Raw genomic sequence first — 25,914 nt, forward strand, 5'->3', positions numbered from 1 at the left:
AGCTGCGCCCGCCGAACAGACTTCAGCGTAGCGCGGAAAAACCTCAGACGTAGGTAACGGCAGCCAGGTCTCAGACTGTAGCGAAACGGATGCGGAAGCAGGCGCCGCCCAGTCCGGAATCGTCCAGGCTCAGTTCGCCGTCGTAGCTTTCGATGATGTCCAGGGCCACCGCCAGGCCGATGCCCTGCCCCGGATGCTGGGTGTCGGCGCGCTCGCCGCGCTGGATGATCCGCGCGCGTTGCTCGGCGGGGACTCCGGGACCGTCATCCTCCACCCACAGCTCCGAGTAGCCCGGCCCCAGCCGCGCGCCCACGCGGACCTTGCCCAGGCACAGGCGATAGGCGTTCTCCAGCAGGTTGCCGAGCAGCTCCAGCAGGGCGCCGCGCTCCACCGGCACGCTGAAGGTGGGCGAGAAGTCGCGTTGCAGGTCGACGCGCTTGTCGCGGTAGACCTTGTCCAGCGCGTCGCACAGCGTCGCCACCAGCGGCGCCAGTTGTTCGCGATGGCGCACCAGGCCGCTCTTGCGCAGACTGGCGCGCTGCAACTGATAGCCGATCTGCTGGCTCATGCGCTCGATCTGGCCCTGCAGCACCCGCACCTGCTCGCGGTTGCCGGGCTGTTCGGCGAGCTGGTCGCCGACTCCCTGCAGCACCGCCAGCGGTGTCTTCAGGCTGTGCGCCAGGTCGCCTAGGGAGTGCCGGTAGCGCTCGCGCTGCTTGTGCTCGCTGCGCAGCAGCCGGTTCAGCGAATGGGTCAGGCGCAGCAGCTCGCGGGGGTGCTCCTCGCTGAGGCTCTGGCGCTCGCCGGATTCGATCTGGTCCAGCTCGGAGCTCAGCCCGCGCATCGCCCGGAAGCCCCAGGTCAGGCCCAGCCAGAGCAGGCCGAGCAGTACCAGCAGGGCACCACCGAGCCACAGGTAGAGCTGTTCGCGGAAGCCCTTGAGCAGACTCTCGAACTCGCTGACCGACTGCATGGTGACGATGCTGTAGGCAGCCTGCTTGCCGCGCAGCAGGTCGATCTCGACGTCGAACACGAAGAACTCCTCGCCCTTCGCGTCGCGGGTGGTGTGGAATTCGTTGCCGCGCCCGTCGTAGCGCGGCGTGTAGTGGATCGACTCGTCGGCCGCCGAGGTCGAACTCCAGAGCAGCTGGCCATTCTGGTCGTAGATGTAGCCGAGGACCTTGGCCTCCGGCAGGTTGAATTCCTCCACCGGCAAGTGCTCGGGCATCACCAGGCGGCCATGCTCGACCCGCGCCGCCGACACCAGGGTCGCCACGTCGGCGGCCAGGCGCTGCTCGATGGTGTTCTCCAGGGCGATGCCGAAGGCCCGCTGCAAGGCCGGCAGCAGCGCCAGCATGAACAGCACCGCCAGGGTGGCGGCGCCGAGCATCAAGCGGACACGGAGCGAGCGGATCACCGGCAGCGCTCGGTGAACAGGTAGCCCTGGCCGCGCACCGTGTCGATCGGCTTGAAGCCGCCGCAGGCCTCGAGCTTGCGCCGCAGGCGGCCGACCAGCACCTCGATGACGTTGGCGTCGCGCTCCTCGTCATCGGGATAGAGCTGCTCCATCAGGCGCTCCTTGGCCACCACCTGCTGGTGATGACGCATGAGGTATTCGAGGATGCGGTATTCGTAGGCGGTCAGCGCCACCGGTTGCTCCTCGACCAGCGCCTGCTTGCGGTTCAGGTCGAGCAGCAGCGGGCCGGCCTCGATGGTCGACTGGACGAACCCCGAGGAGCGTCGCAGCAGCGCGTTCAGACGTGCCTCCAGCTCCTCGAACTGGAACGGCTTGACCACGTAGTCGTCGGCCCCGGCGGCCAGACCCTCGACCTTGTCCTGCCAGTTGCCGCGGGCGGTGAGGATCAGGATCGGGAAGGCCTTGCCCTGCGAGCGCAGCTCGCGGATCAGGTCGAGGCCGCTCATGCCCGGCAGGCCGAGGTCGACCACCGCCAGGTCGTGGTGGTACTCGCTGACCCGGTAGAGGGCTTCCTCGGCGTCCGGGACGGCGTCCACCACATGCCCCTGTTCACCCAGGCGGGTATAGAGGTGGTGGCGCAGCAGCGCCTCGTCTTCCACGACCAGCAGTTTCATGAGGTTCCTCCGGATGAGATGCGGCCGGACCTTGCGGCCCGGCCATCCAAGCATGCCCTCGCGGGCGCTGCGCGGTCACTTAGAACTTGTAGTTGGCGCCCAGGTAGAACTGCGAGCTGCTGTGCAGGTCGAGGGAACCCAGCTTGTTGCCGCCATGCGGGGTCATCTCGGTGCTGGCGTTGGTGCGCAGGTAACGATAGCCGCCTTCGATCGACGCGCTCTTGCTCAGCTCCTGCAGGATACCGGCCTGCAGGCCCGCCGCGTAGCCGACGTCGCTGTCGCGCTTGAAGCCCTTGCCGTCCTGCTCCAGCTTGACCAGGCCGAGGGTGGCGCCGCCGAACAGCTTGGTGTTGTTGTCGCCGATCGGCAGGAAGGCGTCGTAGCTGCCGAGCAGGTTCTGCTGGCGCAGCTTGTTGCCGCTGTTGGTGTCGGAGATGTTCTCGTAGGTCGCGTAGTAGCGGCCCTGCTCGAACTGCTGGCCGGCGCGGATGCCCCAGGTGCCGGTGTTGTCGATCACCTTGTCGAGGTTCGGGCTGTTCAGGTTGCGGTTCAGCGACTTGGACTTCTGGATGTTGTTGCTGGTCTCGCCCCAGGTCAGGCCGACGAAGTTATCGGCGGCCTGGGCGCCAGCGGCCGAGCCCAGCAGGGCGGTAGCGATGAAGAGAGTCTTGAGTGCGTTCATGGTGTTTCTCCGTTCTGCGAGGGTCGTGTAGGTCACGGCTTGCAGAGTACGGTCAGGGTACTGAACCGCCCCTGAACGCTTGCTGAACCCGCGCTGAACGACTCGCGTTTGCCGGCGAACGCTCTGTTTCCAGGCTGCCGCGCGCCGCGCTCGACGAGGTTTTTGCCCGTACTGCAAGTAGGGTCTAGGCTCTCTACAGTCGTCTGCACAGAGGCTGGGCGAATGAACGAACAACCCGACCAGGGACGCGTCAAGGGCATGGAAGCCAGGCTCTTCCTGTTCCTCGTGATCTTCCTGTTCCCGCTGCTGTCCGTCGCACTGGTCGGCGGCTTCGGCTTCTGCGTCTGGATGTACCAGCTGCTGGCCGGCCCGCCCGGGCCGCCGGCCTGAGGTCGAACATGCCCACTCGCCGAGAGCTGTTCGGTCGCCTCGGCGGGCGTCCGCCGACGCGCCGCCCGCCATGGACCGCCGCCGACTTCGCCGTACGCTGCACGGGCTGCGCCGCCTGCGTCGAGGCCTGCCCGGAAGCTGTGCTGCGGATCGGCGCCGGGCGACTCGCCGAACTCGACCTCTCCAGCGCTGGCTGCACGCTGTGCGGGGAATGCGCCAGCCGCTGCGAGGCCGGCCTGTTCGATGGCACCCGCCCGGCCTTCCCCTGGGTCGCCGCGATTGGCGAAGACTGCCTGGCACTGGCCGGGATCCACTGCCGCAGTTGCCAGGACGCCTGCGAACCCGCCGCGATCCGCTTCCGCCCGGCCCCCGGCGGCGTCGCCCTGGCCGAGCTGGACAGCCAGCGCTGCAACGGCTGCGGCGCCTGCCTGGCGCCCTGTCCGAGCCAGGCCATCCAACTGCGCGCGCTATCCACCAAGGAGTCTCCACGACATGCCTGAAGCCCTGCAGATCGCCAGCCTCATCCTGCATTGCCGACCCGAGCGACTGCCGGCGGTGAAGGCCAACCTGGCGCTGCTCGACGGCCTGGAGATCTACCAGGAAAGCCCGCAGGGCAAGCTGATCCTGGTGCTGGAAGCCGAACGCGAAGAACAGATTCTCGACACCCTGGGCCAGTTGCAGAACCTGCCAGGAGTGCTCAACGCCGTGCTGGTCTACCACGAGATCCTGCACGACGACGATAGCAACGACGCGGCGGCCATGACCGACCGCGCGATACCGTGCTCGCCCGAGGAGACAATCGATGAACCTCACCCGTCGTGAATTCGCCAAGGCCAACGCCGCCGCCATCGCCGCGGCGGCGGCCGGCCTGCCGATCCTGGTCCGCGCCAGCAACCTGGTGACCGAGGCGGACGTCACCAGCCTCGACTGGAACAAGGCTCCCTGCCGTTTCTGCGGCACCGGCTGCAGCGTGATGGTCGCCACCCGCGACGGCCAGGTGGTGGCCACCCACGGCGACATCAAGGCCGAGGTCAACCGCGGGATCAACTGCGTGAAGGGCTACTTCCTGTCGAAGATCATGTACGGCAGCGACCGCCTGACCCGTCCGCTGCTGCGCATGAAGGACGGCAAGTTCGACAAGCAGGGCGAGTTCCAGCCGATCAGCTGGGAGCAGGCCTTCGACATCATGGCCGAGAAGTTCAAGGCCGCGCTCAAGGCCAAGGGACCGGAGTCGGTCGGCATGTTCGGCTCCGGCCAGTGGACGGTGTGGGAAGGCTATGCGGCGAACAAGCTGTTCAAGGCCGGCCTGCGCAGCAACAACATCGACCCCAACGCCCGCCACTGCATGGCCTCGGCGGTGATGGGCTTCATGCGCAGCTTCGGCATGGACGAGCCGATGGGCTGCTACGACGACATCGAGGCCACCGACAGCTTCGTCCTCTGGGGCTCGAACATGGCCGAGATGCACCCGGTACTCTGGTCGCGGGTCACCGACCGCCGGCTCAGCGCACCGCAGGTCAAGGTCGCGGTGCTGTCCACCTTCGAGCACCGCAGCTTCGAGCTGGCCGACATCCCCATGGTGTTCAAGCCGCAGACCGACCTGATCATCCTCAACTACATCGCCAACCACATCATCGAAAGCGGCGCGGTGAACCGCGACTTCGTCGAGCGCCACGTGCGCTTCGCCCACGGCGCCGAGGACATCGGCTACGGCCTGCGCCCGGACGACCCGCTGGAGAAGAAGGCGAAGAACGCCGACAAGGCCAACACCTGGAGCGACATCGACTTCAACGCCTTCGCCGAGTTCGTCAAGCCCTACACCCTGGAGCGCGCTGCCCGCGAAAGCGGCGTGCCGGCCGAGCGCCTGAAGGCTCTCGCCGAACTCTACGCCGCCCCCAGGCGCAAGGTGGTGTCGTTCTGGACCATGGGCTTCAACCAGCACACCCGCGGGGTCTGGGCGAACAACCTGATCTACAACATCCACCTGCTCACCGGGAAGATCAGCGAACCGGGCAACAGCCCCTTCTCGCTCACCGGCCAGCCCTCGGCCTGCGGCACCGCGCGCGAGGTCGGCACCTTCTCCCACCGGCTGCCGGCCGACCTGGTGGTGACCAACCCGAAGCACCGGGAAACCGCGGAGAAGATCTGGAAGGTGCCGGCCGGTACCATCCAGGAAAAAGTCGGCTTCCACGCCGTGCAGCAGAGCCGGATGCTCAAGGACGGCGTGCTCAACGTCTACTGGACCCAGGTCAGCAACAACATGCAGGCCGGTCCCAACGTGATGCAGGAGGTGCTGCCCGGCTGGCGCAACCCGGACAACTTCGTGATCGTCTCCGACGTCTATCCCACCGTCTCGGCCCAGGCCGCCGACCTGATCCTGCCCAGCGCCATGTGGGTGGAGAAGGAAGGCGCCTTCGGCAATGCCGAGCGCCGCACGCAGTTCTGGCACCAGTTGGTGAAGGCGCCAGGGGAGGCGAAGTCCGACCTCTGGCAACTGGTGGAATTCTCCAAGCGCTTCACCACCGACGAGGTCTGGCCCGCCGAGCTGCTGGCGAAGGCCCCCGAGCTGAAGGGCAAGACCCTCTACGAGGTGCTGTTCCGCAACGGCCAGGTCGACCGCTTCCCGGCCAGCGACCTGGCCAAGGGCTACGCCAACGACGAGGTCGACGCCTTCGGCTTCTATATCCAGAAGGGCCTGTTCGAGGAATACGCCGCCTTCGGTCGCGGCCACGGCCACGACCTCGCCCCCTTCGACGCCTACCACGAGGCGCGCGGCCTGCGCTGGCCGGTGGTGGACGGCAAGGAAACCCGCTGGCGCTACCGCGAGGGCTACGACCCCTATGTGAGCAAGGGCAGCGGCGTGCAGTTCTACGGCTATCCGGACAAGAAGGCGATCGTCTTCGCCCTGCCCTACGAGCCGCCGGCCGAGGCACCGGACCGGGATTACCCGTTCTGGCTCGCCACCGGCCGGGTGCTCGAGCACTGGCATACCGGCAGCATGACCGCGCGGGTTCCGGAGCTGTACAAGGCGGTGCCCGACGCGGTGGTCTACATGCACCCCGACGACGCGCGCCAGCTCAAGCTGCGCCGCGGCAGCGAGGTCAGGGTAGTCAGCCGGCGCGGCGAGATCCGCGCGCGGGTCGAGACCCGAGGGCGCAACAAGCCGCCCCAGGGCCTGGTGTTCGTACCGTTCTTCGACGCCAACAAGCTGATCAACAAGGTCACCCTGGACGCCACCGACCCGATCTCCAAGCAGACCGACTACAAGAAGTGCGCCGTTCGCATCGAACTGCTCAACCTGGCCTGAGGAGCGCGCCATGAAACCTCTGCTGACTGCCCTGCTCCTCGTCCTGCTCGGTGCTCCCACGGCCTTCGCCGCCGACCCCGGCTACCCGCTGGACGCGCCCGCCCCCGACGGCCGCCGCCCCGGCGGCACGCTGGCCGAGAGCCGTCCGGCGCCGCCGCTGGCGGCCGAGGAAAACAAGGACCTGAAACGCGAGCGCAACTACCCCGAACAACCGCCGACCATTCCCCACAGCATCGTCGGCTATCGCATCGACAAGGACAGCAACAAGTGCCTGTCCTGCCACAGCCGCGCCAACAGCGCGCGGACCCAGGCGGTGATGATCAGCATCACCCACTACATGGACCGCGACGGCCAGCCGCTGGCCGCCGTCTCGCCGCGCCGCTATTTCTGCGTGCAGTGCCATGTGCCGCAACAGGACGTGAAGCCGCTGGTCGACAACCGCTTCGAGAACATCGACCAGATCCTCGAGAAAGAAGCCGCCAATGCGGCGCGCAAGCCCTGAGGGAGGCCGCATGAAAGCACTCATCGCCTGGCTGGCCGGTTACTGGCGGGTCCTGCGTCGTCCCAGCGTGCATTTCAGCCTGGGCTTCCTGACCCTTGGCGGCTTCATCGCCGGGATCATCTTCTGGGGCGGCTTCAACACCGCCCTGGAGGCGACCAACACCGAGACCTTCTGCATTTCCTGCCACGAGATGCGCGACAACGTGTTCGCCGAGCTCAAGGACACCATTCACTACAGCAACCGCTCCGGGGTCCGTGCCACCTGTCCCGACTGCCACGTGCCGCACAAGTGGACCGACAAGATCGCGCGCAAGATGCAGGCCTCCAAGGAGGTCTGGGGCAAGATCTTCGGCACCATCAACACCCGCGAGAAATTCCTCGATCACCGCCGCGAGCTGGCCGAGCACGAATGGGCACGGCTCAAGGCCAACGATTCGCTGGAATGCCGCAACTGCCACAACTTCGAGTTCATGGACTTCACCCGGCAGAGCGTGCGCGCGCGACAGATGCACTCCACTGCGCTGGCCAGCGGCGAGGCCACCTGCATCGACTGCCACAAGGGGATCGCCCACCACCTGCCGGACATGACCGGCGTGAAAGGCTGGTAGCGCCGCCCGCGAACCGGGCGGCGCGGCGGGCTCAGGGCTGGGCGCCCTTCAGCGCCTCGAGGATCTTGCGCCCGGCGCGACCATCGGCCGGGGTCAGGCCGAGGCGCTTCTGCTCGGCCTGGATCGCCTTGCGCGTGCTGGTGCCGATCAGTCCGTCGGCCTCGCCGATGTCGTAGCCGCGCGCCAGCAACGCCTTCTGCAATTGCTTGCGCTCGAGCCGGCTGATGCCCGGGTCGTCGGTCGGCCAGGACGCCACCAGGCCGCTGCCGCCGCGCAGGCGGTCGGAAAGCAGGGCGATGGCCAGCGCGTAGCTTTCCGCAGCGTTGTAGGAATAGATCGCATCGTAGTTGCGATAGACCAGGAAAGCCGGGCCCTGGGCCCCGGTCGGCAGGAGGATCGCGGCCTTCTCGTCGCCGCCCGGCAGCGGCTGCCCGTCGACCCGCTTCACCCCACGGGCGACCCAGGCCGACAGCGGCTGGCGCTTGCCGCGCCCGGCCAGGCCGGCGGGGAAATCGGCCGGCACCTTCACTTCGTAGCCCCACGGCTGTCCCGTGCGCCAGCCGGCCTTCTTCAGGTAGTTGGCGGTGGAGCCGAGGGCGTCCGGCACGCTGCCGACCAGGTCACGCCGGCCGTCGCCGTCGAAATCCACGGCGATCCGCGCATAGGTCGACGGCATGAACTGGGTATGACCGAAGGCGCCGGCCCAGGAGCCGGTGATGCCGGCGTCGCGGATGTCGCCGGCCTGCAGCAGCTTGAGGGTGGCGAGGAACTCGCCCTGGAAGAACGACTGGCGGCGCCCGTAGCAGGACAGGGTCGACAGCGAGGTCAGCAGCGGACGCTTGCCGAAGATCCGCCCGTAGTCGCTTTCCACGCCCCACACCGCCACCACCGTGTACTTGTCCACGCCGTAGCGCGCGACCACCTGGTCGAGCAGCTTGTCGTGCTGGGCGAGCATCGCCTTGCCGTCGCTGACTCGCTGTTCGTCCACCAGGCCGGCCAGGTAGTCCCACAGCGGGGTGGTGAACTCCGGCTGCGCGTCGAGCAGCTCGAGCACGCTGAGGTCGGCCTGCAGGCCGCTGGTGAAGCGCGCATAGCTGTCGGCGGAAATGCCCTGTGCCTGGGCCTTCTTCTGCAGGCCGGCGAGGCAGGAAGGGAAGGTCGAGGCGTCGGGCTGCGCCAGGGCCAGCGTGGGCAGCAACGCCAGCGAGGAAAGAAGAAGACTGCGCATGGGTTTTCCTTGTGCGGTGAGCGGTCGTCCATGGCACCGGCGGGCTCCCCCGGCGCCGAAAGCCTAGTGGCCTGTGCGGTGGATTCGATCGAAGTTCGGGTACCGGGACTCCGCCGAGGAGCGGCAAACGCGGCATGGCGAAGCCCGGCGCCGAAATCGACGGGTCGAATCAGCCACACAGTCCGCTAGCCTACCGCCCCGTCGGGAGCGACGCCATCTCCCCCCCTGAATGAAAGCCGGCTGAAACCCTGCTCGGGCAGACTGACGACGGAATGCGCTTGCCGGGTGTCTCGTGGCCGATCCGCCGCGTCACACCTGGAGCCTGGATGCGACGGCGCACCTACGCGTCGATTTTCCGGGCACTGGCCGGGCGTCCGCCTGTCCAAGCAGTGTTCCCCGCCTCCGTCCACAAGCCGGAGCCGGCCCCGACGGTCCCCAGGACCACCGCTGGAAAGCCGGGCGGCCGCCATCCGCCGCCGTCCCGGGCTTTCCGCCCTCACTACACGTTTCGGAGTACAGCCTTGATCCACTGGTTGAGCGACCCGACGTTCTGGACAGCCCTGCTGCAGATCGTCGCCATCGATATCCTCCTGGGCGGCGACAACGCCGTGGTCATCGCCCTCGCCTGCCGGCACCTGCCGGCGCACCGGCGCAAGCAGGCGATCTTCGGCGGCGTCGCCGGCGCCATCCTGATCCGCATCCTCCTGCTGTTCTTCGCCCTGCACCTGCTCGACCTGCCGTACCTGAAGGTGATCGGCGCGCTCCTGCTGCTGTGGATCGGCATCAAGCTGCTGCTACCGGAGGAGGAGAACGGCGACGACATCAAGGGCAGCACCCACCTGCTCGGCGCGATCAAGACCATCATCATCGCCGACGCGGTGATGAGCCTGGACAACGTCATCGCCCTGTCCGCCGCCTCGGCCGGGGATTTCTTCCTGGTCTCCCTGGGCGTGCTGATCAGCATCCCGATCATCGTCTGGGGCAGCCAGCTGATCCTGCGCCTGATCGACCGCTTCCCGCTGATCATCCTCTTCGGCGGCGGCCTGCTCGGCTGGATCGCCGGCGGCATGCTGCTCACCGACAGCGCGCTGAAGCCCTGGCTGGCGCCCTACGCGCAGTGGGACCACTACCTGCACTACGGCGCGGCGGCCTTCGGCGCGCTGTTCGTGATCCTCGTCGGCAGCCTGCTGGCGCGTCGCCAGCTGAGGCGGCGGCATGCCATGCCAGCGGACGCCGAAGGCGAAAGCAGTTGAGCCGAACGGGGCGCCCAGGGGCGCCCCGTTCTATTTCTCCCTTCAGATATTGGTGCTCGCCGGAATCCGGCTCGGCAGCAGGAACTCGTAGGGCCGGCGCCGCGCCTGGTTGCGCGTGCGGATGATCGCCTCGACCTCCTTCAGGCGCGCCTGGAAGCGTTCCAGCGGTCCGCCGCTGGCGGTCACCCGCGCGTCCGAGAACACCGGCGCATAAGGGAAGCCGGTCTGCCGGTAGTCGCCCAGGCGACCGTGGTAGACCGAACCGAGCAGGTGGTAGATGTTCACCTTCTCCAGCGCCACCAGGGTCGGCGGCATCATCTTCAACCAGTCCGCCTCGCTCTTGCCGCTCGGCGAGTCCGGCGCCGGCGCCGCGCTCATGGCGCAGATCGCCGGCGCGTAGGTCATCATCGAAGGCTGCGGGAAATTGACCGCCGCGTGCTGCGCGGAGGCGGTGAAGATCACCATGGTCAGCACCTCGACCAGTTGCGCCCGGCTGGCGATCGGGCGGAACCCGGCCACCTTGCCGCTGCCGATCACTTCGCCGACCCAGGCCGCCAGCTCGACATCGCCGGTCACGTCGCCGTCGCCGACGTAGTACACCGCCACGTAGTCGGCCACCCACTGGCGGATCGCGTTCCACACCAGCAGGCCGTCGTCGCGATAGGGATAGTCCGGCAGCGCGAGCGGATCGTCGACGTTCCGCGCCTTCAGGCTCTCCGGCAACATGCCGCGGTAGAAGTCGAAAGCCAGCCGATTGCCGCCGGCGGTGGCCTGGGTGTCCTGGATCGGCGCGGCGAACATCACGTCGATGAAGCCGGCGCTCGGCAACAGGATCCGCGCCGCCCCCTCGTTGATGAACAGGGTCCCCTCGAAGTGCGGGGCGAGCAGGACATGCAGCGGATGGGTCGGCGCCAGGGTGCGCTGGGTAGCCAGGCAGAACGCCTCGCTCACCAGGTGGGTCTGGGCCAGGTGGACGAACATCTCGTGGTAGTTCTCCTCGGCCACCTGGACCACCGTCTTGGCCATCTGCCAGCCCCAGTACAGCTCGCTTTCCGACTCGGCGGGGCGCACGAACATCGGATGGGTCGCCGGGTCCTGGCCGCACTGGATGGCCACCGGCAGCAACGTCGCGCGGTCCTTGCCGAGGGCGAACAGGGCGATCGGCGCGTAGGCGAAGCCCGTGCCGGTAAGCGGCTTGTCCACCCCGCCCACTGGCGCCAGCTTGCCCAGTTCGGCGTAGTCCAGCAGGTACAGGCGGCGGCTGGCCGTGGCTTCCAGCAGGCTGTCGTCGGCGCCCATCACCCGGCGGAACTGCTCTTCGCTCAACGGAAAGTTGCCCGGCAACGCATCGACGCGGCGGATCAGCAGCGGGTTCGGCCCGGCCACCCGCCAGTGGGCGAACGCTTCGTCGTCACGGAAGCTGTCGGCGACCTGCGGCAGGCGCAGGGTGCCGAACACCGCGCGAAAGCGGTTCAGGCCATCGTCCTGCCCGCCCTGGGTAACCAGGTTGCTGGCGCTCTTGAGGATGTCGTCGACCAGCAAGCCGACCCGTGTCAGCAGGGCGATCACCCGTGCCTGCAACTCGGTGAAGCGCAGCAGCAGGCTGGCGGCCGCGGCCGGGTCGTTCTTCGCCTGCTCCAGCAACTCTGCATGGACCTTGCGCGCCGCCTCCAGGTCAGCGCTGAGTCCGGCGGCGATCCGCTCGAACTGGGCAGCGGCCGAGGCCGGCAGCGAGGCAACGAAATTGACGATCAGCTCGACGATCACTGCGCCGGTCTTCAACAGCCAGTCGACGTTCGGCAATTCACCCAGGGGCACCGAGCGTGCCATCGGCACACCTTTGACATTGGCGAAGTTTTCGGTCCAGACATATGCCAGCTTCTTGCCGGACAATACCGCGCGCCGCGCCAACTTCCCGGCCAGGTTGTCGTATTGCGGCAGACTCGGTGGAAGCAGATTGTCCAGCAAACTTCGCGAGGCATCGATAGATCGTTGTTGTTCCGCTCCCAGATATTTCAAGGGCGAAAAGAATATCGAGTCATTGGCCAGTGCGGTTCCGCTCAGGGCGATACCCGACAAGAGCACACTCCTGCGTTTCATATCATCGACTCCATCAATGCATTCACAGGGAACGACTCGATGCCGAGGCATCGAGTCGTTCTTTCAACGGTGCGTTCCGATCAGCTGTAGAGCCCTTCGCCACTTTCCTTGTTGTAATGCAGCGGAACGTTGTGGTTGTCGGTCCCGCCGAGAATCTTGCCCACGGTGATCGCCGCCACCGACGGCACCTGGAACGCCAGCAGGTCCACCAGTTCGTGAGTACGGTTGAGGCCGATGGCGCTGGCGACGTTGCCGATGCTGGAGAACAGTGGGGAATTGAGGAAGGAGTTGGTCGCGTAGACGCCATTGATGATGGCGTCGCCAAGGAATGTCCCAGCGCCGGCGACCTGTTCCACTTCCGCCTGGTCGAGAACCGGCAATGCATTTACCTGATCGTTCATATCGAAGACTCCCTATATTTCATTGAAATGAAAGTTTCTCGCTGATAACAGCCAAGGAACATTCACGCCCCGAACTTTCCCGGAACGTGAAAAATCAATAGCGACAGGTAAAACCGGCAATAAGCTGACGCTTCGCACAGTTGACAGGAAGTTACTTAATCAATAGTTATCCACAATAATTATTGGCGGTGTTTTTTTGACTTGGCGAATTACCGGACGGCAACCGGCAAGCGACAACTCCCGGCCGCGCGGGAACGCGCCCTTCCGGATAACGGAGGAGGATATTCGTCGAGCGCGGTATTTATTCGATGCGGGGAGCCAAGGCAAAAGAATGTACTCAAGTACCAGAAGCCGCGCTTCGCCCGGGCATTTCACCCTTTACAAAACATGGATATTTTTCTTCACGCGCGGAATTCCCGCCTCCGCACCTGTCAACTCTTGCAGTTGTGAAATCCTGCGAAGGCAGGTAGTGCGCGACGCACCACCGTCCTATCGTCACTGATGGCGAACGTGCAGCTCGCTGAAGGTTGCCCGTCCGCCTTCGCTGGAAGGCCCGCGGTTGTCCTGCAGATAGAGCCCGGCCTTGAAGTACAGCCCCTGGTAGGCCCATTGCGGGTCCAGCCGCTGCTCCAGGGCGCTGCCGTTCACCGAGACGCTGAGCAGGCCGTCGCGGGAAACGCCGATGCGGTAGCTGAACGACTGGCCCAGGGGGATCCCGTCCATCAGCGTGTAGACCCTGGTCCCGCTGTCATCCGGGCGCTCGCGCACCAGCGCCTGGACGCGCCCCTGGTCGAGACGCAGCTGGTAGAGCAGCTTCACCAGCGGCGCGGCCTGGCCACTGTTGCTGCCGTCGCTGTGGATCTGGCCGATGATCATGCGCCGGGTCGAGGGCACCGCCTCGATGCGCAGGGTCGCCTGCAGCCAGTTGTCGGCCCTGGCGTAACGCCAGTTGTAGGGCTTGCCGCTGGACAGGGTCTCGCGCAGCTCGCTGCGCGGGAACTCGCTGTTGCGCGTATGGCTGCCATTGACCGGCACCCAGAAGCGAATGCCTTCGGCGGTGCGCTGGAAATAGTCGCTGCGGTAGTCGCGCTGCAGTTGGCTGGTGGAGATGGTGATGGCCGGGCGGCCCTGGGGGATGGTCAGGTTCCAGGTACTCAGGTCAGGCATCCAGACGGTGTCCTAGCGAGGGGAAGGGAATCGCCCATAGGGTAGATGAGCGCCGCGCGCTTTGCCCGGCCCGGGCGGCCCGCGCTTGAGCGGCGCAGGGCCGGCACCGAGGGTTTTTCCCGCGACCCGCGCGCAAGCGTCTATCTTGATCGGGGACCCTTTCACGGAGAGACGCCATGCGCCTGCTCAGCGCCCTGTTGCTCATCGCCTGCGCGTTCGGCGCCCAGGCCGCGATCCAGACCCGCGAGATGCCCTACCAGGGCGCCGACGGCACGCGTATGGTCGGCTATTTCGCCTACGACGACAGCAAGCCGGGAATCCGCCCCGGCGTCATCGTGGTCCACGAGTGGTGGGGTCTCAACGACTACGCCAAGCGCCGCGCCCGCGACCTCGCCGAACTCGGCTACAGCGCCCTGGCCATCGACATGTACGGCGATGGCAAGCACACCGGGCACCCGCAGGACGCGATGGCCTTCATGCAGGCCGCGACGAAGGACGCCGACGCCGCCAGGACGCGCTTCCTCGCCGGCCTGGAACTGCTGAAGCGGCAACCGCAGACCGATCCCAGCCAGGTCGCCGCGATCGGCTACTGCTTCGGCGGCAAGATCGTCCTCGACATGGCTCGCCAGGGCCTGCCGCTGGCCGGCGTGGCGAGCTTCCACGGCGCCCTCGGCACCACCACCCCGGCCAGCAAGGGCAGCGTCAGGGCGAAGATCCTGGTGGAGCACGGCAGCGCCGACAGCATGGTCCCGACCAAGGACCTCGACGCCCTGAAACAGGAGTTGAGCGCTGCCGGCGCCGACTACCAGGTGGTGATCCAGGACGGCGCCAGGCATGGCTTCACCAATCCGGACGCCGACGCGCACCGGGGCCACGGCCTGGACATCGGCTACGACCGCCAGGCCGACCAGCGCTCCTGGGCGGACCTGCAGGCGTTCCTCGAGGACATCTTCAAGCGGGGCTGACCCGGCCTCGACGCATAAAAAAACGGGAGTCCCCGGAAGGACTCCCGTCTTGAAAGGTCGAGACAGGACAGTATCCCGTCATCAACAAACAACCTCACCTGCATTCCATGGGAATGCGCGGCGCAGTCTGTCAAAACCGGGCCTCGCGGTCCGTTTTCCTTTGTTGCGCTTTTGCAATCTTGTGTAAGCGCCGCGTGACTGGTGGGCCACGTCGGGAACCGGCACAATGCGCGCCATGAACGACCGTCTCCCCGCCTTCTGCTCCCCGCTGGACGCCCACTGGCCGCTGCCCGTCGCGCTGCCCGGCGTGCAGTTGCGCAGCACCCGCTTCGACCCGGCGCTGCTGCAACCCGGCGACTTCGCCCTGGCCGGCATCCAGCCGCCGGCGAACATCCTCCGCGCGGTGGCCAAGCGCCAGGCCGAATTCCTCGCCGGACGCCTCTGCGCGCGCGCGGCCCTGTTCGCCCTCGACGGCAACGGCCAGGTGCCGGCCATCGGCGAGGGCCGCGCGCCGGTCTGGCCGGCCGCGATCAGCGGCTCGATCACCCACGGCGACCGCTGGGCCGCCGCCCTGGTGGCGGCGCGCGGCGACTGGCGCGGCCTCGGCCTGGACGTGGAAACCCTGCTCGAAGCCGAACGGGCGCGCTACCTGCATGGCGAGATCCTCACCGAAGGCGAGCGCCTGCGCTTCGCCGACGACCTGGAGCGACGCACCGGCCTGCTGGTGACGCTGGTCTTCTCGCTGAAGGAAAGCCTGTTCAAGGCGCTCTATCCGCTGGTGGGCAAGCGCTTCTACTTCGAACATGCGGAACTGCTGGAATGGCGCGCCGACGGCCACGCCCGGCTGCGCCTGCTCACCGACCTGTCGGCGGAGTGGCGGCACGGCAGCGAGCTGGACGCCCAGTTCGCCGTGCTCGACGAACGCCTGCTCAGCCTGGTGGCGGTCGGCGCCTGATCAAGCCTTCCCCGGTGTGCGCCGCGACGGCCGCAGCGCGCGGCCTTCCGCCAGGCGCTCGACGGCGCGGGCGGCGGCGACCATGCCGAAGGTGGCGGTGACCATCATCACCGCGCCGAAGCCGCCGGCGCAGTCCAGCTTCACCCCTTCGCCGACGAAACTCTTCGACTGGCACACCGTGCCGTCCGGCTTCGGGTAGCGCAGCTGTTCGCTGGAGAACACGCAGGGCACGCTGTAGGTGCGTCCCGGCGTGCGCGAGAAATTGTAGTCGCGGCGCAGGGTGGAACGCACCTTGGCCGCCAGCGGGTCGTTGAAGGTCTTGTTCAGGTCGGCGACCTGGACCTGCGTCGGATCGACCTGGCCACCGGCGCCGCCGGTGCTGATCACCGGGATCTTGCGCCGCTTGCACCAGGCGATCAGCGCGGCCTTGGCGGCCACGCTGTCGATGCAGTCGATGACGTAGTCGAAGTCCACGATGTACTCGGCCATGGTCTCGCGAGTGACGAAATCGGCCACCGCGCGGACCCGGCAGGCCGGGTTGATGGCCAGGATGCGCGCGGCCATCACCTCGACCTTGGCCTTGCCCACCGCGCCCTCGATGGCGTGCACCTGGCGGTTGGTGTTGGTCACGCAGACATCGTCGAGGTCGAACAGGGAAATCTCGCCGACACCGCTGCGCGCCAGCGCTTCCGCCGCCCAGGAACCGACCCCGCCGACGCCGACCACCGCCACGTGGCTGTCGGCCAGGCGCTGCAGCCCCTCGCGACCGTACAACCGGCCGATACCGCCGAAGCGCTGTTCATCCACCTGCATCACCCACCCCTGAAACATCCGATCGCGAATTGCCGCGCATTATAAAAAGCCGGGCGCGCCGCGTCGCCTGCGATCTTGCAGCCTGCCGCGGCGACCGGGCCAGACCTGCAAGGGAGCCGCCAGCCCGGCGCCTGAGTGCCTCGCAGGGGCGCGGGACAGCATGCGAGGAGGCACCGGACAGAGCGGCGCTTGGGCGCAGCCCATGGAAACCCGCCCGGGGGTAGCGCTTCGCGCTACTCGCCTGTGCCCGATCCGGGCGCTGGATACTCCGGAGGGCGGATAGCCGTAACGCGGTTATCCGCCGCCGCGCCGAGGTTGCCGATCCGAAACGCCCGCCTAAACGGCGCCCCTTCGCCAGCGTTTATGCTTTAAGATTCCCCCTTTCCCGCTCGACCCGTTCAGGATGCCCTCCCCATGACCGCCTCTTCGCCGAGTCTCTCGCCGACCCTCGAACTCGCCTGCGAGTTGATCCGCCGCCCCTCCGTCACCCCTGTCGACGCCGATTGCCAGGCCCTGATGATGCGCCGCCTGGAAGCCGCCGGCTTCGCCCTGGAGCCGATGCGCATCGAAGAGGTGGACAACTTCTGGGCGCGGCGCGGCGGCGACGGCCCGGTGCTGTGCTTCGCCGGGCACACCGACGTGGTCCCCACCGGGCCGGTGCAGGCCTGGCAGCACCAACCCTTCGACGCCCTGATCGACGAGCAGGGCATGCTCTGCGGGCGCGGCGCGGCGGACATGAAAGGCAGCCTGGCGTCGATGATCGTCGCGGTCGAGCGCTTCGTCGCCGACCATCCCGGGCACAAGGGCGCCATCGCCTTCCTCATCACCAGCGACGAAGAAGGCCCGGCCCACCATGGCACCAAGGCGGTGGTCGAGCGCCTCGCCGCGCGCGGCGAGCGCCTGGACTGGTGCATCGTCGGCGAACCGTCGAGCACCAGCCTGGTCGGCGACGTGGTGAAGAACGGCCGCCGCGGCTCCCTCGGCGCCAGGCTGACCATCCGCGGCGTGCAGGGCCACGTGGCCTACCCGCACCTGGCGAAGAACCCGATCCACCTGGCTGCCCCGGCGCTGGCCGAACTGGCGGCGGAACACTGGGACGACGGCAACGCCTTCTTCCCGCCGACCAGCTTCCAGATTTCCAACCTGAACTCCGGGACCGGCGCCACCAACGTCATCCCCGGCGAACTGAGCGCGCTGTTCAACTTCCGCTTCTCCACCGAATCCACCGTCGAAGGCCTGCAGAAGCGCGTCGAGGCGATCCTCGACAAGCACGGCCTGGACTGGCACGTCGAATGGGCGCTGTCCGGCCTGCCGTTCCTCACCGAACCGGGCGAGCTGCTCGACGCGGTGGCCGCCAGCATCAAGGCGGTCACCGGCCGCGAGACCCGGCCCTCGACCAGCGGCGGTACTTCCGACGGACGCTTCATCGCCACCATGGGCACCCAGGTGGTCGAGCTCGGCCCGGTCAACGCCACCATCCACCAGGTCAACGAGCGGGTCCTGGCCAGCGACCTGGAACTGCTCACCGAGATCTACTACCAGACCCTGGTGAGGCTGCTCGCCTGATGCTGATCTGCCCGCTCTGCTCCGCCGCCCTGGGGACGGTCGACAACGGCGTCGCCTGCCCCGCCGGGCACCGCTTCGACCGCGCCCGCCAGGGCTACCTGAACCTGCTGCCGGTGCAGCACAAGAAAAGCCTCGACCCGGGCGACAACGCCGCCATGGTCGAGGCCCGCCGCCAGTTCCTCGGCGCCGGCCACTACGCGCCACTGGCCCGGCGCCTGGCCGAGCTGGCCGCCGAGCGCGCGCCACGGCGCTGGCTGGACATCGGCTGCGGCGAAGGCTACTACAGCGCCCAGCTCGGCGAAGCCCTGGGCGACGCCGAGGGCTACGCCCTGGACATCTCCCGCGAGGCGGTGAAGCGCGCCTGCCGTCGCGCGCCACAGCTGACCTGGCTGGTGGCGAGCATGGCGCGGTTGCCGCTGGCCGAGGCCAGTTGCGAGCTGATCGCCAGCGTATTCAGCCCGATCGACTGGAACGAGGCGGTGCGCGTCCTCGCCCCCGGCGGCGGCGTGCTGCGCCTGGGCCCGGCCAGCGCGCACCTGCTGGAGTTGCGCCAGCGCCTCTACGATGACGTGCGCGACTACGCCGACGACAAGCACCTCGCCGGCCTGCCCGCGCCGCTCAGCCTGCGCCATACGGAAACCCTCAGCTTCCGTCTGGCCCTGGACAGCTACGAAGCGCGGGAAAACCTCCTGGCCATGACCCCGCACGGCTGGCGGGTCAACGCCGAGCGCCGCGCGCGGATCCTCGCCGAACCCTTCGAAGTCAGCGTGGCGGTGCGCTACGATTGGCTGCAACGCGACTGACCGTCCCCGAGGACCCCATGCGCCAACCGGATATCGAGATCTACCTGAAAGACGCCGAGCACGCGGCCGTCGCCGCCTGGCTGGAACAGGCGCTGGGCCCCTGCGGCCCGTGGCAGGAACGCGGCCAGACCCTCAAGTGCACGGCACGCGGCGAACACGGCGCGGTGCGCGTCACCTGGCTGCCGAAGGCGGTGGGCAAGTGGCACAGCCTGTTCCTCGAGAGCGACAGCACGCCCTGGGACGACGACCTCGCCTGCGCCAGGGCCGCGCAGGCCGCGCTGGGCGTGGAGATCCGCTGCGCGCCGGGCGGCTGGGACGAGAACCAGGGCGAGGAAGACGCCGACCGCTGGCTGCGGGTCAGCGCCGAGGGCGTCGAGGAAATCACCTGGCGCACCGGCTGAACGACGAAAACCCCGCGCTGCGAGGGCCGCCCGTTGGCGGGCCTGGCGGGGTAGATGCGCTGGATGACAAAAGCCCGTCTCGCGACGGGCTTTTGCTTGCGGGAATCAGACCTTGGAGACGTCTTCCGCTTGCAGGCCTTTCTGGCCCTGGATCACCGAGAATTCCACTTTCTGGCCTTCCACCAGGGAGCGGTGACCCTCGCCGCGGATGGCGCGGTAGTGAACGAACACGTCCGGACCGCTATCGCGTTGAATGAATCCATAACCTTTGGCGTCATTGAACCACTTGACGGTTCCGACCTCACGATCAGCCATTACCACACTCTCCAACTTGCAATTTTTTATAAGTGGCCTTCCCAATCCGGGAAGACTTCGACGGTTCGGCTGCGCAACGCTGTTCTTGTTATCCGACCCCGGCAAAATGCCGTTGGAGCGGGCATTTCGAATGGCGTTCCACTAGCCACCGCGTCCCGGAGTATAAACAAACGAGTCCAACTGAAAAGGACTTTTTTAGCCCCTGGCGGAATACCTGCCACGCCCGGCGGGACTGGCCTTTCGATATGTTTTCGCTACGCCTGGAATACGTCTGCGCATGCACTTGCAGATAGCTAGCTGCCATATTTCCGTCAGCTTTTCAGCGGTCGCGCAAACCCGCCTTGCGCGGCCAGGCCAGGGTGAAGCAGGCGCCGCCCAAGGTCTCGCTGCGGCCGATGGAGGCCCGCCCGCCATGCCAGTAGACGATCCGCCGGACGATCGACAGCCCCAGGCCGTGCCCGCCGGAAGCCCGGGTGCGGCTGTCGTCCAGGCGCAGGAATGGCGTAAAGAGCCGCTCCCATTGCGCCTCCGGCACCCCCGGCCCGTCGTCCTCGACATCCACCCGGCACCGCTCCAGGCTGACCCGGTAGCTGATCCTGACCCGACGATCGGCATGCCGCAGCGCATTGGTCAGCAGGTTCTGCAGGGCCCGGTGCAGGTAGCGCGGCTCGGCCTCGACCCAGCTGCCCAGCTCCTCCGGCAGCAGCACTCCCTCCTCGCAGCTGACCAGCACCTCGCGGCGCAGCGGGGCGATCTCCTCCACCACCTGGCGCACCAGCGCGCCCAGCTCCACGCGCTGGTAGGTCAGCGGCGGCGAGCCCTGCTCCAGCCGCGCGTAGGTGAGCATCTCGTCGACCAGCTTGTCGAGGTCCTGGATATCGTTGTCCATCCCCTCCAGGTATTTCAGGCGGGCAGCGTCGGTCTCGGCGGTCTCGATCATCTCCAGGCCGAAGCGCAGCCGCGCCACCGGCGTGCGCAGCTCGTGGGACACCGCGCGGACCATCTCGCGCTGCACCGTCAGCAGCCGGTGGATATGCTCGGCCATGTGGTTGAAGGCCGCGCCCAGGCGGCCCACCGAGTCGCCGCCGCGCACCTCGACGCGGGTGTCCAGGCTGCCCCGGGCGATCCGCGAGGCCGCCGCCTCCAGGCTGCGCAGACGCTGCTCCAGGCGGCGCACCAGCAGGTAGATGATCAGGCCGATGAAGCCCAGGCACAGGGCGCCAAGCAGCAATAGCAGCTGCGGCGGATAGAGGTTCATCTGGTACAGCGGGCCCAGCTCCAGCACCCAGGGCGTGTCGAGGATGCCGGCGAAGATGCGGATCGAGTCGCCGTCCTTGCCCAGCGCCATCACCGTATCGCCTTCCACCACCCGCCGGCGCTGGTCGTCGTCGAGGTCCAGCTCCTTGACCTGGAGCAGGTGCACCGGGAAGCCGAAGCGCTTGTCGCGGACGATCCGCGCCAGGTGGTAGGGCTGCTCGCTGGCCGGGTAGCGCACCAGTTCGTCCATCAGCAGGTAGACCGTGGCCCGCGCCAGTTGCTCGCTGACCTGCTGCACCTCGCCACTGAGCACCAGGCCCTCGGTGGCGCTGGCCTGGGTATGCACGGTGACGGTGTGCTCGGCGGTCTGCTTCACCAGCACCTGGCCGTTCATCAGCCGCGCGCGGCTGCGCCCGTCCAGCCGCAGCTCGTCCAGTCCGACCAGCCGCAGCGGGATGCCCATCAGCCGGCTCCACTGCGCCAGGGCGCGCTTGCGCTCGGTGGCGCTCATCGGCTGCAGGTTGTCGGCCATCAGGCGGAAAGTGCCGCGCGCCAGTTCCTCGCGGTAGTGCTCGCCGCGTACCTCGTTGATCCAGTGCAGGCCGAACAGGCCCAGGCCGCTGACCAGCAGCAGGGCCAGGAGCATGCCGCCATAGATGCGCAGGAAGATGGATTTCATCGGCGAGCCCCCATGGGTGTCGATGCCGGCCGGGCGGGCCGGCGCGGCGAACGCGGCTCAGCCCTCGCCGACGAACAGATAGCCCTTGCTGCGCACGGTCTTGATCAGCCGCGGATGCATCGGGTCGTCACCGATCTTCGGGCGGATCCGCGAGATGCGCACGTCGATGGAGCGGTCCTGACCGTCGTACTCGATGCCGCGCAGGGCATTGAAGATCTCCTCGCGGGAGAGGATGCGCCCGGCGTTGGCCGCCAGCAGCCAGAGCAGGTCGAACTCGGCGCTGGTCAGCTCGATGGTGGCCTCGTCCAGCCAGGCCTCGCGCATCGCGTTGTCGATCACCAGGCGGCCGAACGCCAGGCGCTTGCTGTCCAAGGGCGGCGCGCCCGTTTCCGGGGCCTCGCTGCGCCGCAACAGGGCGCGGATACGCGCCAGCAGCACGCGCGGGCGCACCGGCTTGCACACGTAGTCGTCGGCGCCCATCTCCAGGCCGAGCACCTCGTCCATGTCGTCGGTGCGCGCGGTGAGCATCAGGATCGGGCCGTCGAACTGCGGGCGCACCTGGCGGCAGATGGACAGCCCGTCCTCGCCCGGCAGCATCAGGTCGAGCACCACCAGGTCCGGGCGCTCGGCGAGGATGCGCGCCGCGGCCAGCGCGCCGTTGGCCTCGATGTCGACCTTCAGGCCGTTGCCTTCCAGGTATTCCCGGGTCAGCTCGGCCAGGCGTCGATCGTCCTCGACGATCAGGATGCGCCAGGCTTCTTGCTCCACACAGCCTCCTTCGTATCGCGGTCCCGGGGCCGCCGTGCGGCCCTCTCGGAGCGGCCCGCATTGTAGCCAATACGGACGCCGCGCGGCAGCGGGCGCGGAACATCTTGCAAACACTACATATTGTGGGTAGGGTGCGCGCCCCGAAAGGTTGGGGAACAGGTCTGCGACGGTGCTTTCCGAGGGCGACGAATGGCATTCTCCAGCGCTGCCGCGGCCTACGGACGATTCCTAGGAATCACGCACAGAAGACCCACACTTTATCCACAGGTTTCCCCCAGACTGTTACCTTGCAAACACCCCATTAGCGCATTATCTTGTATCCTCATCGGCGCCACCCCCTATATCTTGGGTTTCGAGCGAACGAACGGCTACAACGGAACCAACCGCGCACGGACCACTCAGATGGCTCCGGCGGCTCCGAAAAAAGCCATTTCCAGACGTATTGAAAGCATCGGCGGTGCTCACCGCGGGGAGCCCTTCATGGCGTTGGAAAAGCGGTACGGGTGTTGCAACGGACACTGTAAACAGACAGTCAACACCACTAGGTATTGTGTTCGCCGGCAAAACGCCACGAACCCGCCAGGGCCAGGGAGGCACTCACAGTCCCCACCCTCAGCATTCGAATGAAGCAGCCGCCGCGAGGCCGGCTGCCCGGCTCTTTATCGATTCAAGGGAATGGGCGCCCCGGCGCCCGCTAGCAAAACCATTACGAGAACGTGGAGATACCCACCCATGCATACCGACACCACACGCGAGAACCCGCAGGCCAACGCGCCGCAGGCCGCCGATTCGTCGCAGGATCTGGCCGCCACCGCGCCGGGCCAGCTGCGCGTGATCAAGCGCAACGGCACTGTAGTCCCCTACACCGATGACAAGATCACCGTGGCCATCACCAAGGCGTTCCTCGCCGTGGAAGGCGGCACCGCCGCCGCCTCGTCGCGTATCCATGACACCGTGCGCCGCCTGACCGAGCAGGTCACCGCCACCTTCAAGCGCCGCATGCCGTCCGGTGGCACCATCCACATCGAAGAGATCCAGGACCAGGTCGAACTGGCCCTGATGCGCGCCGGCGAGCAGAAGGTCGCCCGCGACTACGTGATCTACCGCGAAGCCCGCGCCGCCGAGCGCAAGAACGCCGGCGCCACCAGCGACGTCGCCCAGCCGCACCCGAGCATCCGCATCACCCGCGCCGACGGCAGCCTGTCGCCGCTGGACATGGGCCGCCTGAACACCATCATCAGCGAAGCCTGCGAAGGCCTGGCCGAGGTGGACGGCGCGCTGATCGAGCGCGAGACCCTGAAGAACCTCTACGACGGCGTCGCCGAGAAGGACGTCAACACCGCCCTGGTGATGACCGCGCGCACCCTGGTCGAGCGCGAGCCGAACTACTCCTACGTCACCGCCCGCCTGCTGATGGACACCCTGCGCGCCGAAGCCCTGGGCTTCCTCGGCGTGGCCGAGAGCGCCACCCATCACGAAATGGCCGAGCTGTACGCCAAGGCCCTGCCGGCCTACATCGAGAAAGGCGCCGAGTTCGAGCTGGTCGATGCCAAGCTGAAGGAATTCGACCTGGAGAAACTGGGCAAGGCCATCGATCACGAGCGCGACCAGCAGTTCACCTACCTCGGCCTGCAGACCCTGTACGACCGCTACTTCATCCACAAGGACGGCATCCGCTTCGAACTGCCGCAGATCTTCTTCATGCGCGTGGCCATGGGCCTGGCCATCGAGGAGAAGGACCGCGAGGCACGCGCCATCGAGTTCTACAACCTGCTGTCGTCCTTCGACTACATGAGCTCCACCCCCACCCTGTTCAACGCCGGCACCCTGCGTCCGCAGCTCTCCAGCTGCTACCTGACCACCGTGCCGGACGACCTGTCGGGCATCTACGGCGCCATCCACGACAACGCCATGCTGTCGAAATTCGCCGGCGGCCTGGGCAACGACTGGACCCCGGTGCGCGCGCTGGGCTCCTACATCAAGGGCACCAACGGCAAGTCCCAGGGCGTCGTGCCCTTCCTGAAAGTGGTCAACGACACCGCGGTCGCGGTCAACCAGGGCGGCAAGCGCAAGGGCGCGGTCTGCGCCTACCTGGAGACCTGGCACCTGGACATCGAGGAATTCCTCGAGCTGCGCAAGAACACCGGTGACGACCGTCGTCGTACCCACGACATGAACACCGCCAACTGGATCCCCGACCTGTTCATGAAGCGCGTCTTCGACGACGGCTCCTGGACCCTCTTCTCGCCGTCCGACGTCCCCGACCTGCACGACCTCTACGGCAAGGCCTTCGAGGAGCGCTACGAGTACTACGAGGCCCTGGCCAGCTACGGCAAGCTGAAGCTGCACAAGGTCGTCCAGGCCAAGGACCTGTGGCGCAAGATGCTCTCCATGCTGTTCGAGACCGGCCACCCGTGGCTGACCTTCAAGGATCCGTGCAACCTGCGCAGCCCGCAGCAGCACGTGGGCGTGGTGCACAGCTCGAACCTCTGCACCGAGATCACCCTGAACACCAACAAGGACGAGATCGCCGTCTGCAACCTGGGCTCGATCAACCTGGTCAACCACATCGTCGACGGCAAGCTGGACACCGCCAAGCTGGAGAAGACCGTCAAGACCGCGGTACGCATGCTCGATAACGTCATCGACATCAACTACTACTCGGTCCCGCAGGCGCAGAACTCCAACTTCAAGCACCGTCCGGTAGGCCTGGGCATCATGGGCTTCCAGGACGCCCTGTACCTGCAGCACATCCCCTACGGTTCGGACGCGGCCATCGCCTTCGCCGACCAGTCCATGGAAGCCATCAGCTACTACGCGATCCAGGCGTCCTGCGACCTGGCCGACGAGCGCGGCGCCTACCAGACCTTCCAGGGCTCGCTGTGGTCGCAAGGCATCCTGCCGATCGACTCGGAGAAGAAGCTGATCGAAGAGCGCGGCGCCAAGTACATCGAAGTCGACCTGTCGGAAACCCTCGACTGGGCGCCGCTGCGCGAGCGCGTACAGAAAGGCATCCGCAACTCGAACATCATGGCCATCGCGCCGACCGCGACCATCGCCAACATCACCGGCGTCTCGCAGTCGATCGAGCCGACCTACCAGAACCTGTACGTGAAGTCGAACCTCTCCGGCGAGTTCACCGTGATCAACCCCTACCTGGTGCGCGACCTCAAGGCCCGCGGCCTGTGGGACCCGGTCATGGTCAACGACCTGAAGTACTACGACGGTTCCGTGCAGCAGATCGAGCGCATCCCGCAGGACCTCAAGGACCTCTACGCCACCGCGTTCGAAGTCGAGACCCGCTGGATCGTCGAAGCCGCCAGCCGTCGCCAGAAGTGGATCGACCAGGCCCAGTCGCTGAACCTGTACATCGCCGGCGCCTCGGGCAAGAAGCTCGACGTGACCTACCGCATGGCCTGGTTCCGCGGCCTGAAGACCACCTACTACCTCCGTGCCCTGGCCGCCACCAGCACCGAGAAGTCCACCATCAACACCGGCAAGCTCAACGCCGTGTCGGCCGGTGGCAACGACGGCCTGCAAGCCGCCCCGGCCGCCGAGCCGAAGCCGGCACCGGTGCCGCAGGCATGCAGCATCGACAACCCCGACTGCGAAGCCTGCCAGTGATCGCGCGTCGCTGAACGGCGTCCGTGTCGCGGCCGGGCAA

General features: G+C 67.1%; 24 protein-coding genes. 13 read left to right on the plus strand and 11 right to left on the minus strand.

Features of this window, described 5'->3' with window-relative positions; all coding sequences use genetic code 11:
* Nucleotides 1-70 precede the first annotated feature (70 nt).
* The 3 genes from phoQ to PSPA7_RS19960 form a co-directional block, all read right to left on the minus strand.
* Complete coding sequence (phoQ, locus tag PSPA7_RS19950; protein WP_012076665.1) at nucleotides 71-1,417, minus strand: two-component system sensor histidine kinase PhoQ; 1,347 nt, start codon at nucleotides 1,415-1,417, stop codon at nucleotides 71-73.
* Nucleotides 1,414-2,091 (minus strand): two-component system response regulator PhoP, encoded by a 678-nt coding sequence (phoP, locus tag PSPA7_RS19955; RefSeq protein WP_012076666.1) that lies wholly within the window; start codon nucleotides 2,089-2,091, stop codon nucleotides 1,414-1,416. Before phoP ends, phoQ begins: the two co-directional genes overlap by 4 nt.
* Before the next feature lie 79 nt (nucleotides 2,092-2,170).
* Nucleotides 2,171-2,773, minus strand: a complete 603-nt coding sequence (locus tag PSPA7_RS19960; RefSeq protein WP_012076667.1) for an outer membrane beta-barrel protein — start codon at nucleotides 2,771-2,773, stop codon at nucleotides 2,171-2,173.
* A 222-nt stretch (nucleotides 2,774-2,995) separates the two neighbouring features.
* Between PSPA7_RS19960 and napE the strand changes: the two genes are divergently transcribed.
* From napE to PSPA7_RS19990, 6 genes are read left to right on the plus strand one after another with little or no spacing between them, the layout of a single operon-like run.
* Nucleotides 2,996-3,163 carry a periplasmic nitrate reductase, NapE protein gene (gene napE / locus PSPA7_RS19965; RefSeq protein WP_012076668.1) on the plus strand — a complete coding sequence of 56 codons (168 nt, stop codon included), beginning with the start codon at nucleotides 2,996-2,998 and terminating at the stop codon, nucleotides 3,161-3,163.
* 8 nt (nucleotides 3,164-3,171) lie between these two features.
* Nucleotides 3,172-3,663: a ferredoxin-type protein NapF gene (locus tag PSPA7_RS19970; protein WP_012076669.1), complete on the plus strand. Its 492-nt coding sequence runs from the start codon at nucleotides 3,172-3,174 to the stop codon at nucleotides 3,661-3,663.
* Nucleotides 3,656-3,985 carry a chaperone NapD gene (locus PSPA7_RS19975; protein WP_003082422.1) on the plus strand — a complete coding sequence of 110 codons (330 nt, stop codon included), beginning with the start codon at nucleotides 3,656-3,658 and terminating at the stop codon, nucleotides 3,983-3,985. Before PSPA7_RS19970 ends, PSPA7_RS19975 begins: the two co-directional genes overlap by 8 nt.
* Complete coding sequence (gene napA / locus PSPA7_RS19980) at nucleotides 3,966-6,470, plus strand: nitrate reductase catalytic subunit NapA (RefSeq protein ID WP_012076670.1); 2,505 nt, start codon at nucleotides 3,966-3,968, stop codon at nucleotides 6,468-6,470. Before PSPA7_RS19975 ends, napA begins: the two co-directional genes overlap by 20 nt.
* Nucleotides 6,471-6,480: 10 nt before the next feature.
* Nucleotides 6,481-6,972: a nitrate reductase cytochrome c-type subunit gene (locus tag PSPA7_RS19985; RefSeq protein ID WP_012076671.1), complete on the plus strand. Its 492-nt coding sequence runs from the start codon at nucleotides 6,481-6,483 to the stop codon at nucleotides 6,970-6,972.
* Nucleotides 6,973-6,982: 10 nt separating this feature from the next.
* Nucleotides 6,983-7,579, plus strand: coding sequence for a cytochrome c3 family protein (locus tag PSPA7_RS19990; RefSeq protein WP_003148839.1), 597 nt, complete (start codon nucleotides 6,983-6,985; stop codon nucleotides 7,577-7,579).
* Nucleotides 7,580-7,610: 31 nt separating this feature from the next.
* Here the strand turns inward: PSPA7_RS19990 and PSPA7_RS19995 are convergent, their stop codons facing one another.
* Nucleotides 7,611-8,807, minus strand: coding sequence for a lytic murein transglycosylase (locus tag PSPA7_RS19995; protein ID WP_012076672.1), 1,197 nt, complete (start codon nucleotides 8,805-8,807; stop codon nucleotides 7,611-7,613).
* 521 nt (nucleotides 8,808-9,328) lie between these two features.
* Here PSPA7_RS19995 and PSPA7_RS20000 point away from each other — a divergent pair.
* A complete protein-coding gene (locus tag PSPA7_RS20000) occupies nucleotides 9,329-10,060 on the plus strand; it encodes a TerC family protein (RefSeq protein ID WP_003148841.1) in 732 nt (243 codons plus the stop codon).
* A 42-nt stretch (nucleotides 10,061-10,102) separates the two neighbouring features.
* On the opposite strand, the gene loxA is transcribed toward PSPA7_RS20000, so the two are convergent.
* The 3 genes from loxA to PSPA7_RS20015 form a co-directional block, all read right to left on the minus strand.
* The gene (gene loxA / locus PSPA7_RS20005; RefSeq protein ID WP_041025382.1) at nucleotides 10,103-12,160 is read right to left on the minus strand and encodes a lipoxygenase LoxA; all 2,058 of its coding nucleotides are present in this window, start codon (nucleotides 12,158-12,160) and stop codon (nucleotides 10,103-10,105) included.
* An 80-nt stretch (nucleotides 12,161-12,240) separates the two neighbouring features.
* Nucleotides 12,241-12,561, minus strand: a complete 321-nt coding sequence (locus PSPA7_RS20010) for a hypothetical protein (RefSeq protein ID WP_003148843.1) — start codon at nucleotides 12,559-12,561, stop codon at nucleotides 12,241-12,243.
* Nucleotides 12,562-13,056: 495 nt separating this feature from the next.
* Nucleotides 13,057-13,728: an alginate lyase gene (locus tag PSPA7_RS20015; RefSeq protein ID WP_012076675.1), complete on the minus strand. Its 672-nt coding sequence runs from the start codon at nucleotides 13,726-13,728 to the stop codon at nucleotides 13,057-13,059.
* A gap of 176 nt (nucleotides 13,729-13,904) precedes the next feature.
* Between PSPA7_RS20015 and PSPA7_RS20020 the strand changes: the two genes are divergently transcribed.
* Entirely contained in the window at nucleotides 13,905-14,693 is a 789-nt protein-coding gene (locus PSPA7_RS20020; protein WP_012076676.1) for a dienelactone hydrolase family protein, read from the plus strand.
* Nucleotides 14,694-14,919: 226 nt separating this feature from the next.
* On the plus strand, nucleotides 14,920-15,648 hold the full coding sequence (locus tag PSPA7_RS20025) for a 4'-phosphopantetheinyl transferase family protein (RefSeq protein WP_012076677.1): 729 nt from the start codon (nucleotides 14,920-14,922) through the stop codon (nucleotides 15,646-15,648).
* On the opposite strand, the gene tcdA is transcribed toward PSPA7_RS20025, so the two are convergent.
* Nucleotides 15,649-16,461, minus strand: coding sequence for a tRNA cyclic N6-threonylcarbamoyladenosine(37) synthase TcdA (gene tcdA / locus PSPA7_RS20030; RefSeq protein ID WP_012076678.1), 813 nt, complete (start codon nucleotides 16,459-16,461; stop codon nucleotides 15,649-15,651).
* Nucleotides 16,462-16,875: 414 nt separating this feature from the next.
* On the opposite strand from tcdA, the gene dapE reads away from it, so the two are divergent.
* The 3 genes from dapE to PSPA7_RS20045 are packed head-to-tail and all read left to right on the plus strand — an operon-like array spanning nucleotide 16,876 to nucleotide 19,231.
* Complete coding sequence (dapE, locus tag PSPA7_RS20035; RefSeq protein WP_012076679.1) at nucleotides 16,876-18,027, plus strand: succinyl-diaminopimelate desuccinylase; 1,152 nt, start codon at nucleotides 16,876-16,878, stop codon at nucleotides 18,025-18,027.
* Entirely contained in the window at nucleotides 18,027-18,830 is an 804-nt protein-coding gene (locus PSPA7_RS20040; protein WP_012076680.1) for a putative RNA methyltransferase, read from the plus strand. The genes dapE and PSPA7_RS20040 overlap by 1 nt, the downstream gene beginning before the upstream one ends.
* A gap of 17 nt (nucleotides 18,831-18,847) precedes the next feature.
* A complete protein-coding gene (locus PSPA7_RS20045; protein WP_003151966.1) occupies nucleotides 18,848-19,231 on the plus strand; it encodes a hypothetical protein in 384 nt (127 codons plus the stop codon).
* A gap of 105 nt (nucleotides 19,232-19,336) precedes the next feature.
* On the opposite strand, the gene PSPA7_RS20050 is transcribed toward PSPA7_RS20045, so the two are convergent.
* The 3 genes from PSPA7_RS20050 to PSPA7_RS20060 all read right to left on the minus strand — a co-directional run bounded on the left by PSPA7_RS20050 (nucleotide 19,337) and on the right by PSPA7_RS20060 (nucleotide 22,250).
* Complete coding sequence (locus PSPA7_RS20050; protein ID WP_003082372.1) at nucleotides 19,337-19,546, minus strand: cold-shock protein; 210 nt, start codon at nucleotides 19,544-19,546, stop codon at nucleotides 19,337-19,339.
* Between the two features lie 319 nt (nucleotides 19,547-19,865).
* Nucleotides 19,866-21,482: an ATP-binding protein gene (locus tag PSPA7_RS20055; protein WP_012076681.1), complete on the minus strand. Its 1,617-nt coding sequence runs from the start codon at nucleotides 21,480-21,482 to the stop codon at nucleotides 19,866-19,868.
* A gap of 57 nt (nucleotides 21,483-21,539) precedes the next feature.
* On the minus strand, nucleotides 21,540-22,250 hold the full coding sequence (locus PSPA7_RS20060; RefSeq protein WP_003151962.1) for a winged helix-turn-helix domain-containing protein: 711 nt from the start codon (nucleotides 22,248-22,250) through the stop codon (nucleotides 21,540-21,542).
* Nucleotides 22,251-22,982: 732 nt separating this feature from the next.
* On the opposite strand from PSPA7_RS20060, the gene PSPA7_RS20065 reads away from it, so the two are divergent.
* Nucleotides 22,983-25,874 (plus strand): ribonucleoside-diphosphate reductase subunit alpha, encoded by a 2,892-nt coding sequence (locus tag PSPA7_RS20065; RefSeq protein ID WP_012076682.1) that lies wholly within the window; start codon nucleotides 22,983-22,985, stop codon nucleotides 25,872-25,874.
* Nucleotides 25,875-25,914 lie beyond the last annotated feature (40 nt).

Origin of the sequence: Pseudomonas paraeruginosa PA7 (genome assembly GCF_000017205.1) — a bacterium.
GTDB lineage: Bacteria > Pseudomonadota > Gammaproteobacteria > Pseudomonadales > Pseudomonadaceae > Pseudomonas > Pseudomonas paraeruginosa.

Coding starts and splice junctions, on each gene's coding strand:
- PSPA7_RS20065 (WP_012076682.1), top strand. CDS start 22,983: ATGCATACCGACACCACACGCGAGAACCCGCAGGCCAACGCGCCGCAG.
- PSPA7_RS20045 (WP_003151966.1), top strand. CDS start 18,848: ATGCGCCAACCGGATATCGAGATCTACCTGAAAGACGCCGAGCACGCG.
- phoP (WP_012076666.1), bottom strand. CDS start 2,091: ATGAAACTGCTGGTCGTGGAAGACGAGGCGCTGCTGCGCCACCACCTC.
- PSPA7_RS20020 (WP_012076676.1), top strand. CDS start 13,905: ATGCGCCTGCTCAGCGCCCTGTTGCTCATCGCCTGCGCGTTCGGCGCC.
- tcdA (WP_012076678.1), bottom strand. CDS start 16,461: ATGCAGGTGGATGAACAGCGCTTCGGCGGTATCGGCCGGTTGTACGGT.
- PSPA7_RS19985 (WP_012076671.1), top strand. CDS start 6,481: ATGAAACCTCTGCTGACTGCCCTGCTCCTCGTCCTGCTCGGTGCTCCC.
- napA (WP_012076670.1), top strand. CDS start 3,966: ATGAACCTCACCCGTCGTGAATTCGCCAAGGCCAACGCCGCCGCCATC.
- PSPA7_RS19975 (WP_003082422.1), top strand. CDS start 3,656: ATGCCTGAAGCCCTGCAGATCGCCAGCCTCATCCTGCATTGCCGACCC.
- PSPA7_RS20040 (WP_012076680.1), top strand. CDS start 18,027: ATGCTGATCTGCCCGCTCTGCTCCGCCGCCCTGGGGACGGTCGACAAC.
- PSPA7_RS19990 (WP_003148839.1), top strand. CDS start 6,983: ATGAAAGCACTCATCGCCTGGCTGGCCGGTTACTGGCGGGTCCTGCGT.
- dapE (WP_012076679.1), top strand. CDS start 16,876: ATGACCGCCTCTTCGCCGAGTCTCTCGCCGACCCTCGAACTCGCCTGC.
- PSPA7_RS20025 (WP_012076677.1), top strand. CDS start 14,920: ATGCGCGCCATGAACGACCGTCTCCCCGCCTTCTGCTCCCCGCTGGAC.
- PSPA7_RS20015 (WP_012076675.1), bottom strand. CDS start 13,728: ATGCCTGACCTGAGTACCTGGAACCTGACCATCCCCCAGGGCCGCCCG.
- PSPA7_RS20050 (WP_003082372.1), bottom strand. CDS start 19,546: ATGGCTGATCGTGAGGTCGGAACCGTCAAGTGGTTCAATGACGCCAAA.
- napE (WP_012076668.1), top strand. CDS start 2,996: ATGAACGAACAACCCGACCAGGGACGCGTCAAGGGCATGGAAGCCAGG.
- PSPA7_RS20055 (WP_012076681.1), bottom strand. CDS start 21,482: ATGAAATCCATCTTCCTGCGCATCTATGGCGGCATGCTCCTGGCCCTG.
- PSPA7_RS19970 (WP_012076669.1), top strand. CDS start 3,172: ATGCCCACTCGCCGAGAGCTGTTCGGTCGCCTCGGCGGGCGTCCGCCG.
- loxA (WP_041025382.1), bottom strand. CDS start 12,160: ATGAAACGCAGGAGTGTGCTCTTGTCGGGTATCGCCCTGAGCGGAACC.
- PSPA7_RS20010 (WP_003148843.1), bottom strand. CDS start 12,561: ATGAACGATCAGGTAAATGCATTGCCGGTTCTCGACCAGGCGGAAGTG.
- PSPA7_RS19995 (WP_012076672.1), bottom strand. CDS start 8,807: ATGCGCAGTCTTCTTCTTTCCTCGCTGGCGTTGCTGCCCACGCTGGCC.
- PSPA7_RS19960 (WP_012076667.1), bottom strand. CDS start 2,773: ATGAACGCACTCAAGACTCTCTTCATCGCTACCGCCCTGCTGGGCTCG.